General features: G+C 65.6%; 13 protein-coding genes and 1 pseudogene. 2 read left to right on the top strand and 12 right to left on the bottom strand.

Annotated features, from left to right (window positions below):
- From B4L36_RS05480 to xdhA, 7 genes are all read right to left on the bottom strand, one after another.
- Positions 1–563 (bottom strand): mannose-1-phosphate guanylyltransferase (locus B4L36_RS05480; protein WP_292953559.1); only part of this gene is annotated, 563 nt, incomplete at its 3' end.
- Positions 560–1630 carry a GDP-mannose 4,6-dehydratase gene (gene gmd, locus B4L36_RS05475; RefSeq protein ID WP_292953556.1) on the bottom strand — a complete coding sequence of 357 codons (1071 nt, stop codon included), beginning with the start codon at positions 1628–1630 and terminating at the stop codon, positions 560–562. The genes gmd and B4L36_RS05480, both read right to left, overlap by 4 nt.
- The gene (locus B4L36_RS05470) at positions 1627–2799 is read right to left on the bottom strand and encodes a DegT/DnrJ/EryC1/StrS family aminotransferase (protein ID WP_292953553.1); all 1173 of its coding nucleotides are present in this window, start codon (positions 2797–2799) and stop codon (positions 1627–1629) included. Before B4L36_RS05470 ends, gmd begins: the two co-directional genes overlap by 4 nt.
- Before the next feature lie 77 nt (positions 2800–2876).
- Positions 2877–4160 (bottom strand): guanine deaminase, encoded by a 1284-nt coding sequence (guaD, locus tag B4L36_RS05465; protein ID WP_292953550.1) that lies wholly within the window; start codon positions 4158–4160, stop codon positions 2877–2879.
- The gene (gene xdhC / locus B4L36_RS05460; RefSeq protein ID WP_292953547.1) at positions 4148–4888 is read right to left on the bottom strand and encodes a xanthine dehydrogenase accessory protein XdhC; all 741 of its coding nucleotides are present in this window, start codon (positions 4886–4888) and stop codon (positions 4148–4150) included. Before xdhC ends, guaD begins: the two co-directional genes overlap by 13 nt.
- Positions 4885–7191, bottom strand: coding sequence for a xanthine dehydrogenase molybdopterin binding subunit (gene xdhB, locus B4L36_RS05455; RefSeq protein ID WP_292953544.1), 2307 nt, complete (start codon positions 7189–7191; stop codon positions 4885–4887). The genes xdhC and xdhB overlap by 4 nt, the downstream gene beginning before the upstream one ends.
- Before the next feature lie 2 nt (positions 7192–7193).
- A complete protein-coding gene (gene xdhA, locus B4L36_RS05450) occupies positions 7194–8645 on the bottom strand; it encodes a xanthine dehydrogenase small subunit (protein WP_292953542.1) in 1452 nt (483 codons plus the stop codon).
- 112 nt (positions 8646–8757) lie between these two features.
- On the opposite strand from xdhA, the gene B4L36_RS05445 reads away from it, so the two are divergent.
- Complete coding sequence (locus B4L36_RS05445; RefSeq protein ID WP_292953539.1) at positions 8758–9651, top strand: LysR family transcriptional regulator; 894 nt, start codon at positions 8758–8760, stop codon at positions 9649–9651.
- Positions 9652–9844: 193 nt separating this feature from the next.
- A complete protein-coding gene (locus tag B4L36_RS05440) occupies positions 9845–10540 on the top strand; it encodes a hypothetical protein (RefSeq protein WP_292953536.1) in 696 nt (231 codons plus the stop codon).
- A gap of 68 nt (positions 10541–10608) precedes the next feature.
- On the opposite strand, the gene B4L36_RS05435 is transcribed toward B4L36_RS05440, so the two are convergent.
- The 5 genes and pseudogenes from B4L36_RS05435 to B4L36_RS05415 form a co-directional block, all read right to left on the bottom strand.
- A complete protein-coding gene (locus B4L36_RS05435; RefSeq protein WP_292953533.1) occupies positions 10609–11862 on the bottom strand; it encodes a urate hydroxylase PuuD in 1254 nt (417 codons plus the stop codon).
- A gap of 3 nt (positions 11863–11865) precedes the next feature.
- On the bottom strand, positions 11866–12219 hold the full coding sequence (gene uraH, locus B4L36_RS05430; RefSeq protein WP_292953530.1) for a hydroxyisourate hydrolase: 354 nt from the start codon (positions 12217–12219) through the stop codon (positions 11866–11868).
- A gap of 215 nt (positions 12220–12434) precedes the next feature.
- Positions 12435–13787, bottom strand: a complete 1353-nt coding sequence (locus B4L36_RS05425; protein ID WP_292953527.1) for an 8-oxoguanine deaminase — start codon at positions 13785–13787, stop codon at positions 12435–12437.
- Entirely contained in the window at positions 13771–15261 is a 1491-nt protein-coding gene (locus B4L36_RS05420; RefSeq protein WP_292953524.1) for a nucleobase:cation symporter-2 family protein, read from the bottom strand. The genes B4L36_RS05425 and B4L36_RS05420 overlap by 17 nt, the downstream gene beginning before the upstream one ends.
- 35 nt (positions 15262–15296) lie before the next feature.
- A pseudogene (locus B4L36_RS05415) lies at positions 15297–15857 on the bottom strand (ornithine cyclodeaminase family protein); the annotation flags it as partial.

Below are 15857 nucleotides of genomic sequence, written 5' to 3'. Positions count from 1 at the left end.
CCCTGCGCCAGCATCTGCGCCGCGCGTTCCGCGTCAGGCTTTTCAACGAAACGCGCCAGAGGCTGGGGACCCTCGCCACCGCCGGCCAGTTCCAGATAGCCATAGCCTGTTTCGGGGCGGTCCGGGGTGATGCCGAAGGTGACGATGCGCCCCTGCTTCGCGGCCTGCGCGCCTTCGGACACGGCCGCCGCAAAGGCCTTCGGATCCGGAATGACATGATCCGAGGGCGCCACCAGCAGCAGCCGCTCGGGATCGTCGTCGGCGACCATCAGCGCCGCCGCAAGGATCGCGGGCGCTGTGTTGCGTCCCGCCGGTTCGATCGCGATCGCTGCGGGTTCAAGCCCAAGCTGATCCAGCTGTTCGGCCACGATGAAACGGAAATCCGCGTTGGTCATCACGATCGGCGGGGCATAGCCCGGTCCGGACAGCCGTCGGGCCGAGGCCTGAAACAGCGTCTCATCCCCGATCAGCGCCGCGAATTGTTTCGGGAAGGCCTTGCGCGAGACCGGCCATAGCCGCGTCCCTGAACCGCCCGCCATCAGCACCGGAGTGATCGTCTTCATTCCATGACCCCATAGGCGCGGCGCGCCAGCCTTTCGGTTTCCAGAAGCCGCCGGTCCTCGGCGACCATTTCGGCCACAAGTTGCGCGAAAGAGATGCGCGATGTCCAGCCAAGCAGAGCGCGGGCCTTGGCGGCGTCGCCTTGCAGGACGTCCACCTCGGCGGGGCGGAAATAGGTCGGGTCGATGCGGATCAGGCAGCGCCCCGTGGCCGCGTCGTGCCCGGTCTCGTCCAGCCCCGCGCCGCGCCATTCCAGCCGGGTGCCGGTCTCGGCAAAGGCCGCCTCGCAGAAATCGCGGACGCTGTGGGTCCGGCCCGTGGCCAGAACGAAATCTTCGGCCCTGTCGTGTTGCAGGATCCGCCACATGCCCTCGGCATAGTCTCGTGCGTGACCCCAGTCGCGCAGGGCGTCCAGATTGCCCAGATAGAGACAATCCTGAAGTCCCATCTGCAAGGCGGCCACCGCGCGGGTGATCTTGCGCGTCACGAAGGTTTCGCCCCGGACCGGGCTTTCATGGTTGAACAGGATGCCGTTGGACGCGAACAGGCCATAGGCCTCGCGGTAATTCACCGTGATCCAGTAGGCATAAAGCTTGGCCGCGCCATAGGGCGAGCGCGGATGAAACGGCGTCGTCTCTGTCTGCGGCACCTCGGCCGCCTTGCCGTACAGCTCGGATGTCGAGGCCTGATAGAAGCGCGTTCCGGCCAGGTTCAGCAATCGCATCGCCTCCAGCAGACGCAGAGGGCCGATGGCATCGGCATTGGCGGTGTATTCCGGCATGTCGAAACTGACGCGGACATGGGATTGGGCGGCGAGGTTGTAGATCTCGTCCGGCCGGATTTCCGCCAGGGTGCGGATCAGCGCGCTGCCATCGGTCATGTCGCCGTAATGCAGATGAAAGCGCCGGTTGCGGTGCGGGTCGATCGACAGATGGTCGATTCGCGCGGTATTGAAGCTGGATGACCGGCGCTTGAGCCCGTGAACCTCGTAGCCCTTTTCCAGCAGCAGATCGGCCAGATAGGCCCCGTCCTGCCCGGTGATCCCGGTGATGAAGGCGCGTCTCGTCATGCCTGTCCCGCGACGCGGTCCACGATCTCGCGCAGGCGCGCGATCTGGTCGGGGATCGGGTAATGGTGGTTGCCGGTGAACAAGCCGTCGCGGTCAATGCGATCGGCCGCGACAATCGGTCCCGCGACGCTGTGATCCAGCTTGGCGATGACGGGATTGTTCAGGAAATTTCCGGCGACGACGGGGCGGCTTTCGATCCCGCCCTGGGTCAGCGCGGCGACAAGGGCGCCACGACGGCCCGCCAGCCGATTCTTCAGGATCATCGCGAAGCCGAACCACGACGACATGCCGGTTTCGGCCTGGATATCCAGATCGGGATGGTCCGCGAAAGCCTTCCCGAAGATCGCGGCGTTGCGGCGCCGTTCCTCGACGAATTCCGGCAGCTTGCGTAACTGTTCGGTTCCCGTCGCCCCCTCCATCTCCAGCGGGCGCAGGTTATAGCCGGGCAGCACGAAGCGGAACTGACGCTGGAACGGGTCTGGATCGACCGGCAGATGGGTGTCGTCGGGCAGGCCGCGGGTCCAGCCATGGGCACGCAGGCAGATCAGGTTGTGGTGCAGCTTGCGATCGTTGGTGACGACCATGCCGCCTTCCATCGTGCAGATATGATGCGAGAAGAAGCTGGAAAACGTGCCCAGATCCCCCCATGCCCCGGCCGCCCGCCCGTCCAGCGAGGCGCCCATGGATTCGCAATTATCCTCGATGAGCAGCAGGTCGTGGCGGTCGCAGATGGCGCGCAGCCGGTCCAGCCGCGCCGGATTGCCCAGCAGGTTCACCGCCAGGATCGCGCGCGTCCGTGGCGTGATCGCGGCGCAGGCCAGATCGGGATCGATGTTCAGCGTGGACGCCTCGACATCCACGAAGCGCAGTTTCAGGCCGGTCTGCGTCACCGGGAAATAGCTCGTGGACCAGCTGACCGCGGGCACGATCACCTCGTCGCCGGCGCGCCAGTCCAGATCGGGGTGCCAGAAGGCCGCCGCCAGCGCCAGCAGGTTCGCGGCCGATCCCGACGAGGCCATCACCGCGTGCTGGCTGCCGACACGCGCGGCAAAGGCGGTTTCGAAGGCCGCGACCTCGGGGCCCATCGTGTGCCGACCCGAGACGATGACGCGTTGCAGCGCCCGGCATTCGGCATCGTCCCAGGTCGTGCTGGCAAGGGGATAGAACACGCGCGCGCCTCTGGTCATGCTGCGCCCAGCCATAACCGAAGGCGCCGCCCCCGCCAAGCGGCCGCGCGGGATTTGATCTAGTCCGCCGATTTCATCGGCTTGCCCGCGACATAGGTCTGCGCCACGGCGCGGTCGTCGCCCATGATCTGAAGGATGAACAATTCCTCGGCCAGCGTTCCGGCGCGTTGGGCGCGCAGCGCCATCGCCGGCGTCGCGCGGCTGTCCAGAACGACCAGATCGGCGGCGCTGCCGGCGGCCAGCGTGCCGATCTCGTCCTGCAAGCCCAGGGCTTGCGCATTGCCGCGCGTGACCCAGTGGAAGGCCGCCAGGGGATGCAGCTTCTGCCCGCGCAGTTGCAGAATCTTGTAGCCCTCGTTCAGGGTCTGCAGCATCGAATAGCTGGTGCCGCCGCCAATATCGGTAGCGATGCCGCAGGCGATCCCCGCCGTCCGCAGCCCGGCCTCGTCGAACAGGCCCGAGCCGAGAAACAGGTTCGAGGTCGGGCAGAAGACGGCGCGGCTGCCGGTTTCGGCCATGCGAGTGATCTCGCGCGGGCGCAGGTGGATGGAATGGCCCAGAAGCAGTTTTTCCGAAAGCAGGCCGTAGGTTTCGTAGATGTCCAGGTAGTCGCGGGCGTCGGGATAGAGGCCCAGCGTGAAGGCGATCTCGTCCAGGTTTTCGGACAGATGCGTCTGGATATGGCAATCGGGAAATTCTTGGACAAGCCGGCGCGTGGCCGCCATCTGCTCGGGCGTCGAGGTGATGGCGAAGCGCGGGGTAATGGCGTAACGCTGCCGCCCCTTGCCGTGCCAGCGTTCGATCAGCGCCTTGCTGTCGTCATAGCCCTGCTGCGGGGTGTCCAGAACCTGGGGCGGGGCGTTGCGGTCCATCATCACCTTGCCGGCGATCATGGCCATGTTCCGGGCATGGGCGGCGGTGAACAGCGCCTCGGCGCTTTCGGGATGGACCGAGCAGAAGGCGACAGCCGTGGTCGTGCCGTGGTCGGTCAGCAGGTTCAGGAAGGCGTCGGCCATGGCCGGGGCGTGACCCTGCTGGTTGAAGCGCGCCTCTTCGGGGAAGGTATAGGTATTCAGCCAGTCCAGAAGCTGCGTACCCCAACTGGCCACCACCTGAACCTGCGGGAAATGGATATGGGTATCGATGAAACCGGGCAGGATGAGGTTCGGGCGATGGTCGATTTCCGCAATCCCCGGCCTGGCCAGAACCGCGTAGTCGTCGACGGCCAGGATGCGGCCATCGTCGATCAGGACGGCGCCGTCTTCGAGGTAGCGGTGATTGTCCGCGGTTTCCGCCGGGTCGGCATGAAAATCGAGGACGCGGCCCCGGATCAGCTGTTGCATGGGTATTTGTTCAACGAAGAAGTGGCGGTCAGCCGGGCGATCAGCTCGGCGGCGGTGGTGGCGGCGATGACGGAGGGGCGCTTGTCACGTGTCAGGCCGGCGCCGATGGGACAGACCAGCGGCGCCGGATCGAGGCCCTGCTTGCGGGCGAAACCGCTGAAGCGGGCACGTTTCGTGGCGCTGCCGATCATGCCGACATAGCACAAATCGTCGCGGCTCAGCGCCTCGGCGGCCAGCAGGAAGTCCAGCGCGTGATCATGGGTCAGGATGACGACGGCGCTGCCGGGGCGGGCGGCGCGAATCAGGGCTTCGGGCAGCGGCGACATGCGGGTTTCGATGCCGGGGGCGGCCTGCGCCAGCTCCGGCGCGCGCTGATCGATCAGGGTGACGTTGACCGGCAGCGGTTGCAGCGCCAGCGCCAGCGCCCGGCCGACATGGCCCGCACCGAAGATCAGCGCGTCGGGATGGTCTTCGAGGGCAGACGGCTCGCGGTCCAGGCACAAGGTGACGCGGCCGCCGCAGCACTGGCCGATCTCGGGGCCCAGCGGAACCTCCATCCGCGCGCTTTCCTCGGAGCGCGCGATCATCTGCCGGGCGCGGTCGATGGCCATGTATTCCAGCTGTCCGCCGCCGATCGTGCCGGTGACGCGATGGGGCTCGACGATCATTTCGGCCCCGGCATCGCGCGGAGTCGATCCCGACGTCGCGATGACGCGGACCCGGATCATCCCCGAAGCCGGTTCACGGCCATCAGCACGCGTTCGGGCGTGGCCGGCGCATCCAGCCGCGCCGGTTCGCGGTAGTCGCCGATCGACGCGACGGCCATGTTGATCGCCTCGAAGACGCTGATGCCCAGCATGAAGGGCGGTTCGCCCACGGCCTTGGACCGCTTGATCGTGCGTTCGGCGTTTTCCGACCAGTCGGCCAGCTTCACGTTGAAGACACGCGGCCTGTCCGAGGCCAGCGGGATCTTGTAGGTCGAGGGCGCATGGGTGCGCAATTGTCCCTTGTCGTCCCACCACAATTCCTCGCAGGTCAGCCAGCCGGCGCCCTGGACGAAGGCACCCTCGATCTGCCCCTTGTCGATGGCCGGGTTCAGCGAGCGGCCGACATCGTGGATCACATCGGTCCGGTCGATCACGTATTCGCCCGTCAGCGTATCGACCGAAACCTCGGACACCGCCGCGCCGTAGGCAAAGTAATAGAAGGGCCGGCCGCGACCCGTCGCGCGGTCCCAGTGGATCTTGGGCGTCTTGTAAAAGCCCGCCGCCGACAGGTGAATGCGCGCCATGTAGGCCGCGGCGATCACCTCGTCGAAGGGAACGTCCTGCCCGCCCGCGCGGATATGACCGGGGATGAAGCGCACCTCGTCGCGCGGGGCCTGCCAGCGCTCGGCGACGAAATCGATCAGTCGCGCCTTGATCTGTTCGGCCGCGTCCAGCGCGGCCATGCCGTTCAGGTCGCTGCCCGACGAGGCCGCCGTGGCCGAGGTATTGGGCACCTTTTCGGTCGTCGTGCGGGTGATCTTGATCCGGGATATGTCGCATTGGAACGCCTCGGCCACGATCTGGGCGACCTTGGTATTCAGCCCCTGCCCCATCTCGGTGCCGCCATGGTTCAGCGAAATCGAGCCGTCGGAATAGACATGGATCAGCGAACCGGCCTGGTTGAACCAGGTCGCGGTGAAACTGATGCCGAATTTCACCGGTGTCAGCGCGATGCCCTTGCGGATCACGCCAGCCTTCGCGTTCCAGTCCAGCACCGCCTGACGGCGAGCGTGATAATCGCAGTCGGTTTCCAGTTCCTGAAAGATGCGCGGCAGGATCTGATCCTCGACCGGCTGATGATAGGGGGTCAACTGGCCGTTCCGATACAGGTTCTTCCGCCGGATCTCGTAGGGGTCGCGGCCAAGGGCATAGGCGATTTCCTCGATCATCCGTTCGGCCACGATCACGCCCTGCGGGCCGCCGAAGCCGCGAAAGGCGGTATTGCTGACGGTGTGGGTGCGCAGCGGATGGCTGCGCAATTCGACATCGGGGTAGAAATAGGCGTTGTCGGCGTGGAACAGCGCCCGGTCGGTGACGGGGCCGGACAGATCGGCCGAGAAACCGCAGCGCGCATACCAGTCGCCATCGACGGCGAGGATATGCCCGTCGTCGTCGAAGCCGACTTCGTAATCCACGACGAAGTCATGGCGCTTGCCGGTGGCGATCATGTCGTCGTCGCGGTCGGGACGAATCTTGACCGCGCGATTCCAGCGTTTCGCGGCGACGGCGGCAACGCAGGCGAACAGGTTCATCTGCGTTTCCTTGCCGCCAAAGCCGCCGCCCATGCGGCGCACGTTCACGACGACCGAATGGCTGGGCACGTCCAGAACATGGGCGACCATGTGCTGCACCTCGGACGGGTGCTGGGTCGAGACATTGATGACCACATCCTCGTCCTCGCCGGGCACGGCCATGGCGATCTGACCTTCGAGATAGAAGTGATCCTGCCCGCCGATGCCGAAACGGCCCTTGATGCGACGCGGCGCCGTCGCCATCGCGGCACGGGCATCGCCGCGCCGCAGGGTCAGCGGATCGGTCACATAATCATGACCCGCATCCCGGGCGGCGATCGGATCCAGCGCGAAGGGCAGGGCCTCATACTCGATCTGCGCCTTCTGCGCAGCGCGGCGGGCCTGATCGCGGCTCTCGGCGATAACGGCGAAGACCGGCTGGCCCCAGAACAGCACATGGTCCTGGGCGAAGACCGGATCGTCATGCTTGCCATTGGGCGAGACATCGTTGACGCCCGGCAGGTCGGCGGCGGTCAGCACGCCCAGCACGCCGGGATGGGCCAGCGTGTCGGTGAAATCCATGCCGGTGATCCGGCCATGCGCGCATTCCGACAGGCCCAGATAGGCATGGATCAGACCCTGAGGCTCGGGAAGATCGTCGGTGTAGTCGGCCCGGCCGGTGACATGCTTGATGGCGCTGTCATGGGCTGTTTCGCTGTGGGCCAGGCCGCGGATGGTGGTGTCGTCCTTCATCGTCAAACTCCTGCCGCGTGATTCAGCCGCACCGGCAGATCCGGTTCGGATTGTTCCAGCCAGAAACGGCGGAACAGATTGGCCGCGACGGCCTGCCGGTATTCGGCGCTGGCCCGCCAGTCGCTGAGCGGCTGGAAATCTTCGGCCACGGCATCGGCGGCCGCTTCGAAGCTTTCGACCGCGAAGGGCTGGCCGGTCAATGCGGCCTCGGCGCGGGCGGCGCGTTTCGGGATGGCCGCCATGCCGCCAAAGGCGATGCGCGCCTCGGTGATGACATCATTTTCAACGCTCAGGCAAAAACCGGCGGCGACGGCGGTGATGTCGCTGTCGCGGCGCTTGCTGATCTTGTAGGCCGCGACCCGTGCATTCGGGCGGGTCGGTATCACGATCTCCTCGACGAACTCGTCGGGCTGACGGTCCTGCTTGCCGTAATCGATGAAGAAATCCTGCAACGCGACCTCGCGCCGCGCCGCGCCCCTGCGCAGCACGATCCGCGCGCCAAGCGCGATCAGCAGGGGCGGCGTGTCCCCGATGGGGGATCCGTTGGCGATATTCGCCCCGATCGTGCCCATGTTGCGCACCTGCCAGCCGCCGATGCGCAGCCAGTAATCATGCGCGGCCGGGATGTGCCTTGCGATCAGCGGCGCGGCCTCGGAATAGGTCACGCCCGCGCCCAGACGGATCTGATCGCCCTCGACGCGGATACCCTTCATCAGATGGCCGATGAACACCGCCGGGGAAATGTCGCGCAGGAATTTCGTCACCCACAGACCCACATCGGTCGCGCCCGCGACCAGCGTGGCTTCGGGGTTCTCTGCCAGCACGGAGGCCAGATCGTCGGTATCGGCAGGGATGATGGCGCGCTGGCCATCCCTGGACAATTCCACCCGCCGGCCCCACATGCCCTGCAACCTTCCGGCAACCGTTTCGCGTTCAAGGGTCAGCGCATCGCGCGCCTGTCCGCCCTCGCGGCCGGCGGCCAGCGCCGCCTTGACGATCGGCTCGTATCCGGTGCAGCGGCACAGGTTGCCTTGCAAGGCCTCCTCGATCTGGGCCACGCCCGCCTCCGGGTTGCTCATCCACAGGCCGTAGAGGGCCATCACGATACCCGGCGTGCAGAAGCCGCACTGGCTGCCGTGATGGGCGACCATCGCCTTCTGGATCGGATGCAGACCGCCCTTGGGTCCGCGCAGATGTTCGACCGTGACAATGTGGCAGCCGTGGCAGGATGCCAGAAAGCGGATGCAGGCGTTGATCGGCTCATAGATCAGCCCGGATCCGGTCAGTCGGCCCAACAGCACCGTGCAGGCGCCGCAATCGCCCTCGGCACAGCCCTCCTTGGTGCCGGTCAGACGGCGCGAGATGCGCAGGAAGTCCAGCAGCGTGTCGGCGGCGCCGACCTCGCCGAGGCTTATCTCCTGATCGTTCAGCAGAAAGCGCAATCGGGGCGTCATGGCATTCCTCCTCGCTGTGAACCCGTCCGGAAAGGTAGGCCGGAAAAAAGGATTGCGAAATCACTCGCGACGCGGAAGACTTTACACGAAACGTTGAAAGCGGCCTACGCAAATGTCCTATCTCGAAAGCCTGCGTGTTTTCGTCCGTGTGGTCGAGCTTGGCTCGATCACCGCGGGCGGGCGCGATCTGCGGCTGTCGCCAGCCGTCGCCTCGAACCGGATCAAGGATCTGGAAAACCGCTTCGGCGTGCGGCTGCTGAACCGCACCACCCGCAAGCTGACCACGACCGAGATCGGCCGCAGCTTCTATGACCATGCCCGCCGCGTCATCGACACGCTGGACGAGGCCGAGGCGATGGTCAGCAGCTTTTCCGGCAAGCCGCAGGGCGTGATCCGGCTGACCGCGCCCCTTGGTCTGGGCCGGCGTCTGATCGCGCCGCTGATCCCGCCCTTCTGCGCCGAGAATCCCGGCGTCGATGTGCGCTTGCGCCTGTCCGACCGAAACGTGAATATCGTCGAGGATGCCATTGATCTGGCTTTCTTTCTTGGCGACCCTGCGGATTCCGCGCTGAAATGGCGCAAGATCGCGGACGCGCCGCGTGTGCTGGTCGCCGCGCCCGCCTACCTGGCCGCGCAAGGCACGCCGAAACGCCCCGAGGATCTGGCCGATCACAACTGCCTGCTGCTGCGATATCCGCGCAGTCCGGAATATTTCTGGGTTCTGGATACCGCCGAGGGGCCGCAGAAAATGATGGTCGGCGGCCGCTATGACACGGATGACGGCGACGTGCTGACAGGTTGGGCGCTTGCCGGACACGGCATCGCCAACCGGCCGCGATACGAGGTGGCCGCCGATCTGGCGGCGGGCCGGCTGGTCGAGGTTCTGCCCGGCACGCCGCCGCCGCCCTCGCAATTCGGCTGCCTGACCCCGCATCGTCGGTTGCAGGATCCCAAGGTCCGCATGTTCGCCGACCATTCCGTGCGCGAGTTGAAGAAAATCTTCTAGCCCTCGCAGCCGGTCGCATGGCCCCTTCATCACGACGGCTTCACGACGAGGTGATGAGCATAGTCCGAGAAATCGGGTGGGCGACCTGTCCAGCCGGTTAAGGTTAACGGCGGCATCCGCTGTCGGATAGCCGGTATCAGGAGGTAAGTCTTTGCGTAATAAAAAGAAAACGATAGCCGCCGCGGCCACGGCGATGATTCTCGGCCTGCCGGCTGCGGGTTGGACTGCAACCTTCAAGGCAAATCTGGTCGAACTGAACAACTCGGGGGTGAGCGGAAGCGTCACTTTCGTGGTGAATGAGGCGCTGACTCTGCTGACGGTCAGTGCCCGGATCATGGGGCTGGAGCCGAACGCCCTGCACATCAACCACGTCCATGGCCGCTTCAACGAAGATGGCACGCCCAAGGATTCGATCCTGCCCACGGCCGATCTGGACACGGACAAGGACGGATTTGTGGAAGTGCTGGAGGCGCTGCCGAATTACGGCGACATCCTGCTGTCGCTGGAGCCGTCGCTGGCGCTGCCTTCGAGCGACCCGTCCAAGGTTCATACCGGGCCGATTTCCGACGCTTCGGGAAATCTGTCCTATGACCTCGACTTCGATCTGACCGACGACGCGGTCTTCTTCAGTCCGGTCTCGCGCGTCAACTACACCGCGGCGGATCTTTTCCCGCTGTTCCTGCGCGAATACGTCGTTCACGGCCAGACCGTGCCCGACGGCGTGCGCCAGGACGGGGAAGGCAATCTGCTGCCGGCGGGATATGACGCGACGCTGCCCGTTGCCGCGGCCGAATTGTCGCCCGTGCCTCTGCCCGCGACGGGGCTGCTGCTGATGGGTGGCCTGGGCTTTCTGGGTGCCATCAGGAAACGCCGCCGCGCGGCTGTCTGAGAAATCTTCCGGCGCGGCGGCAACCTGTCGCCGCGCCCCCGCCGGCATCGGCATCAGAGGCCAGACCCCTACATCCCGGCCGTATCGGCGGCGCCCGCCGCCCGGAACCAGCGAATGATGCGGGCCCGCTCTTCCGGTTCGATAAAGCTGACATTGGCGGGCGGCATCGCGTCGGTCAGTCCCGCCTGCACATAGATCTCGCGCGCGGCGCGGGCGATGTCTGCGGGGGTTTCGAGAAAGATCCCCTTCGGCGCGTGATAGATACCTTCATAGCCCGGCTGCCGCGCATGGCACATCGCGCAGCGGCCCATCACGATGTCGCTGACCTGCTGGAAGCCCTCGGCATCGGCGAAACGCTGTTCGGACGGGGACAGGGTGCGGGCCTCGGCCTGTTCGTAGCTGTCCTGATTCAGTCCGGCCGAGCTGAGCCACATGATCATGATGAACAGAACCGCCGTCACCAGCCAGGTCCACCACAATTCGCCCTTGCGCGAATGCATGGTGTTGAAGAAATGCCGGATCGTGACGCCCATCAGAAAGATCAGCGCGGCGATCAGCCAGTTGTACTGGCTGGCGAAGGCCAGCGGGTAATGGTTGGACAGCATCAGGAAGATGACCGGCAGCGTCAGGTAGTTGTTGTGGGTCGAACGCAGCTTGGCGATCTTGCCGTATTTCGGATCCGGCGCGCGCCCGGCCTTCAGGTCGGCGACGACGATCCGCTGATTGGGCATGATGACCAGAAACACGTTCGCGGTCATGATCGTCGCGGTGAAGGCGCCCAGATGCAGCAGCGCGGCGCGGCCGGTGAAGACCTGATCGTAACCCCAGCCCATCGCCACCAGCGCCGCGAACAACAGCAGCATCAGCACCGTCGGACGTTCGCCCAGCGGCGATTTGCAAAGCCGGTCATAGATCAGCCAGCCAAGCGCCAGCGATCCCGCCGAAATCAGCACCGCCTGCCAGGTCACCAGATCCATCTTCGCGGGATCGATCAGGAACAGCTGCGAATTCGCCCAGTAGGTGACCATCAGCAAGGCCGCGCCCGACAGCCATGTCGAATAGCTTTCCCATTTGAACCAGGTCAGATGTTCGGGCATCCGCTCGGGCGCGACCAGGTATTTCTGGATATGGTAGAAGCCGCCGCCATGGACCTGCCATTCCTCGCCATGGGCGCCTTTCGGCAGATGCGGCGCCTTTTGCAGCCCCAGATCCAGCGCGATGAAATAGAAGGATGACCCGATCCAGGCGATCGCGGTGATGACATGGGTCCAGCGAATGGCGAAGGCCAGCCATTCCCAGATGACGACGTGATCCGGAACCATCGCTCAGCTTCCCCGATAGGTTGAAAATCCGAAGGGCGAGATCAGCAGCGGGACATGATAGTGATCGTCCTGCGACATTCCGAACCGGATCGGGATCAGGTCCAGAAAGCGCGGGTTTTCCGCCGCGATGCCGGTCGCATCCATCCACGCGCCCGCGTGAAACTGCAACTCGTAGGTTCCCGTCGCGAAATCCGCCTCTGGCAGGATCGGCCGGTCGGTGCGGCCGTCCGCATTGGTGCGAAGCCGCGCCAGTTCGGTTCGCTGCCCGTCCGTCAGCCGATACAGCGCCACCTCCATCCCCTCGGCCGGAGCGCCGCGGGCGGTATCAAGAACATGGGTTGTCAGAAATCCCGGCATCCTCGCCTCCCCTGATGATTGCCGCCTGATTGATAACCGATCCGCCACGACAGGCGAGACACGGCAGAGGCAAGGCAGTCTTTACATCTGGTGCATAATCGCACATGCCCGGCCCCGGAAGAATGTTTCCCCGCAGATGGCCAGGCGGTTCGCCACGAAGGAAGCGCCGGCGCAAACAGGCCCCCCGCCATGTGCCGCGGCGAAAGCCGGCCGCATCAGCCCGCAAGCCGGGCCACGGCCGCTTGCGCCCGGCCTTGCAACTCGCGCGGATCGGCGCTCAGCAGGCGGTGTTCGCCGACGATGGCCCGGCCCTGGACATAGACGGCCCTTGGCCTGACCGGCGCGCAGAAGACCAGCGCCGCGACCGGATCCCAGTGGCCCGCCACCGGCAAGTCGCCGATATCCCACAGCACCAGGTCGGCCTGCATCCCCGGCGCCAGGGCGCCGATATCGCGCCGCCCCAGCACGCGCGCCCCGCCGATCGTGGCGATCTCCAGCACCTCGCGCGCGCCCATCGCGGCCGGTCCGTCGCGCAACCGGGCAACCAGCATTGCCTGCCGCGCCTCAAGCCCCAGATGGGAACAATCGTTGCTGGCCGAGCCATCGACGCCCAGGCCCACGGCCACTCCTGCGTCGCGCATGGCGCGGACCGGCGCGATGCCGCTGGCCAGCCGGGCGTTGGAACAGGGGCAATGGGCGACGCCGGTGCCGGTCCGCGCGAACAGGTCGATCTCGGGGGCCGACAACTTGACGCAATGGGCGTGCCAGACATCCTCGCCGGTCCAGCCCAGGCTTTCGGCGTAATCGCCCGGCAGCATCCCGAAAGTCGCAAGCGAATAACGGATATCCTCGTCGTTCTCGGCCAGGTGGGTGTGCAGCCGCACGGCCTTGTCGCGTGCCAGGATCGCTGCGTCGCGCATCAACTCGCGGCTGACCGAAAAGGGCGAACAGGGCGCAAGCGCGACCTGCACCATCGCGCCTTCCGCCGGATCGTGAAAGGCGTCGATGACCCTTTCGCTGTCGCGCAGGATCGCGGCCTCGTCCTCGACCAGGGCATCGGGCGGCAGTCCGCCCCGGCTTTCGCCGATCGACATGGCGCCGCGCGTGGCGGTGAAGCGGATGCCGATCTTCCGCGCGGCCTCGATGCTGTCGTCCAGCCGCGCGCCGTTCGGAAACATGTAGAGATGATCGGACGAACAGGTGCAGCCCGACATGGCCAGCTCCGCCAGGCCAATCTCGGCCGACAGGCGGATGTCATCCGGGCCCATCCGGGCCCAGATCGGATACAATGTCTTCAGCCACCCGAACAGCGCGGCGTCCTGTGCGGCGGGCACCGCGCGGGTCAGGGTCTGGAACAGGTGGTGGTGGGTGTTGACGAGGCCGGGCGTGACGACACAGCCCGCCGCCTCGATCACGCGGGCACGATCGGGCGGCAGGCCCCGGCCCACCGCCACGATCCTGCCATCCTCGATCAACACATCGCCCGAGGCGATCTCGGATCGCGACTGATCCATGGTCACGACGACGTCGGCACCCCGGATCAGCAGGCGGTCAATGCTCGGCGACATGGCCCGCTTCGCGCAGTTCCGCCTCGTCGATATCGGGCGCGCCGTTGTAGAACCAGTTCAGCAGCACCGCGCTGATCGCCGCCAGAAGAATGCCGGAATGGACCAGCGGATAGATCGCCTTCGGCATCCACTGGTTGAAATCCGGGGCGATCACGGGGATCATGCCGACCCCGATCGAGATGGCGACGATGAACAGGTTATGGCGGTTGGATGCGAAATCGACCCGCGCCAGAATCCTCACGCCGGTGGCGGCGACCATGCCGAACATGACCAGCCCGGCGCCGCCCAGAACAGTGGTCGGCAGGCTTTCGACCAGAGCGCCCATTTTCGGGATCAGCCCCAGCACGATCATGATCGCGCCTCCGGCCACGCAGACGAAGCGCGACCGGATCCCGGTCACGCCCACCAGTCCGACATTCTGCGAGAACGAGGTATAGGGAAAGGTGTTGAACAACCCGCCGATCGCCGTGCCAAGGCCGTCGGCGCGCAAGCCGGCGGCCAGCGACTTCTGGCTCAGTGGCTTCTTGCAGATATCGCTCAGCGCCAGGAACATGCCGGTCGATTCGATCATCGTGACCAGCATGACCAGCAGCATGGTCAGGATCATGATCGGATCGAAGGTCGGCATCCCGAAATGCAGCGGCTTGATGAAGGCGAACCACTCGGCCGTGGCCACCTTGTCGAACTGCATCATCCCCAGGGCCGCTGCCACGATTCCGCCCACCGCGATGCCCACGAGCACCGCGATATTGGCCAGAAAGCCGCGCGCATAGCGCGACACCAGCAGAATCGTGCCCAGAACCAGGATCGCGATCATGATGTTTCTGCCCGAGGCATAAAGCGGGTTGGGCACGTTCGCCGCCAGCGCCACGCTGGCCGGCACATCGCCCGCCGCACGCGCCGCGTCCAGCCAGGCCACGGCCTCGGGATCGACGATCCTGGGCGCGGTCGGGCCGCCCTGCAATCCGAAGATCCAGTTGATGCCGATCGGCATCAGGCTGATGCCGATGGTCAGGATCAGCGTGCCGGTGACGACCGGCGGAAAGAAGCGCAACATCTTGCTGATCACGGGCGCGATCAGGATTCCGATCAGGCCGGCGGCGATGATCGCCCCGAACAGCGCACGCGCGCCTTCCTGGCCCGGCGTCGTCTGCGCGATGGCCACCATCGGTCCGACCGAGGCAAAGGTGACACCCATCATCACCGGCAGCTTGATACCGAAATATTGCGTCGCGCCCAGGCTCTGGATGATGGACACGATCCCGCAGACGAACAGGTCGGCCGAGATCAGGAAGGCCACCTCCTCGGGCGACAATTGCAGCGCCCGGCCGACGATCAGCGGCACCGCGATGGCGCCGGCATACATGACCAGCACGTGCTGGAACCCCAGCGTCACGAGTTTCGGCGCCGGCAGCAGCTCGTTGACGGAATGCGCCGTCGCGGCGCTGCCGGTTGGATAGCTTGCATCAGACATTGCGGACCTCCCTTTCCACGGATGTCACGGTTTTCTCAAATCTCGACCTCGACGGCCTTTCCCTGTTCCTTCGCGCGTTCGACGACCGCGCCTGCGACCGCAAGATCCTGCAGCCCGACGCCGGTGCCGTCGAAAATGGTGATCTGCGCATCGTCTCGTCCCCGATGATTGCCGATGATGACCTGGCCTATCGCGGTGACATCGCTGGCGGAAATCATATTCTGCGCCGCGGCGTGCTGGAATTCGCCGATGCTGAGGGATTGGGCAACCTCGTCGGTGAAAAGCCGGGCACGACGGACGAGGGCCGGGTCCAGTTCCTGCTTGCCGCGCGTATCGGTGCCCATCGCGGCGATATGGGTCGGGCCCTTCACATGGGCGTCCATCAGCAGCGGCTCGAAGGCCGAGGTGATCGAGATGATGACATCCGCCTCGGCCCCCAGCCGGCCCAGATCGACCGCCTCGAAGGGCAGACCCAGTTCGGCCGCGGTATCGGCCAGCCGTGTCAGCATCTGGGGATGCGGGTTCCAGCCGATCACGCTGGTGAAATCGGCGGCCTGCACGGCGGCCCTCATCTGGAACGCAGATTGATGGCCCGC

The sequence above is a fragment of the Paracoccus sp. UBA889 genome, assembly GCA_002294185.1.
Lineage (GTDB): Bacteria > Pseudomonadota > Alphaproteobacteria > Rhodobacterales > Rhodobacteraceae > Paracoccus.
This window is presented reverse-complemented; position numbering and strand designations above follow the sequence as displayed.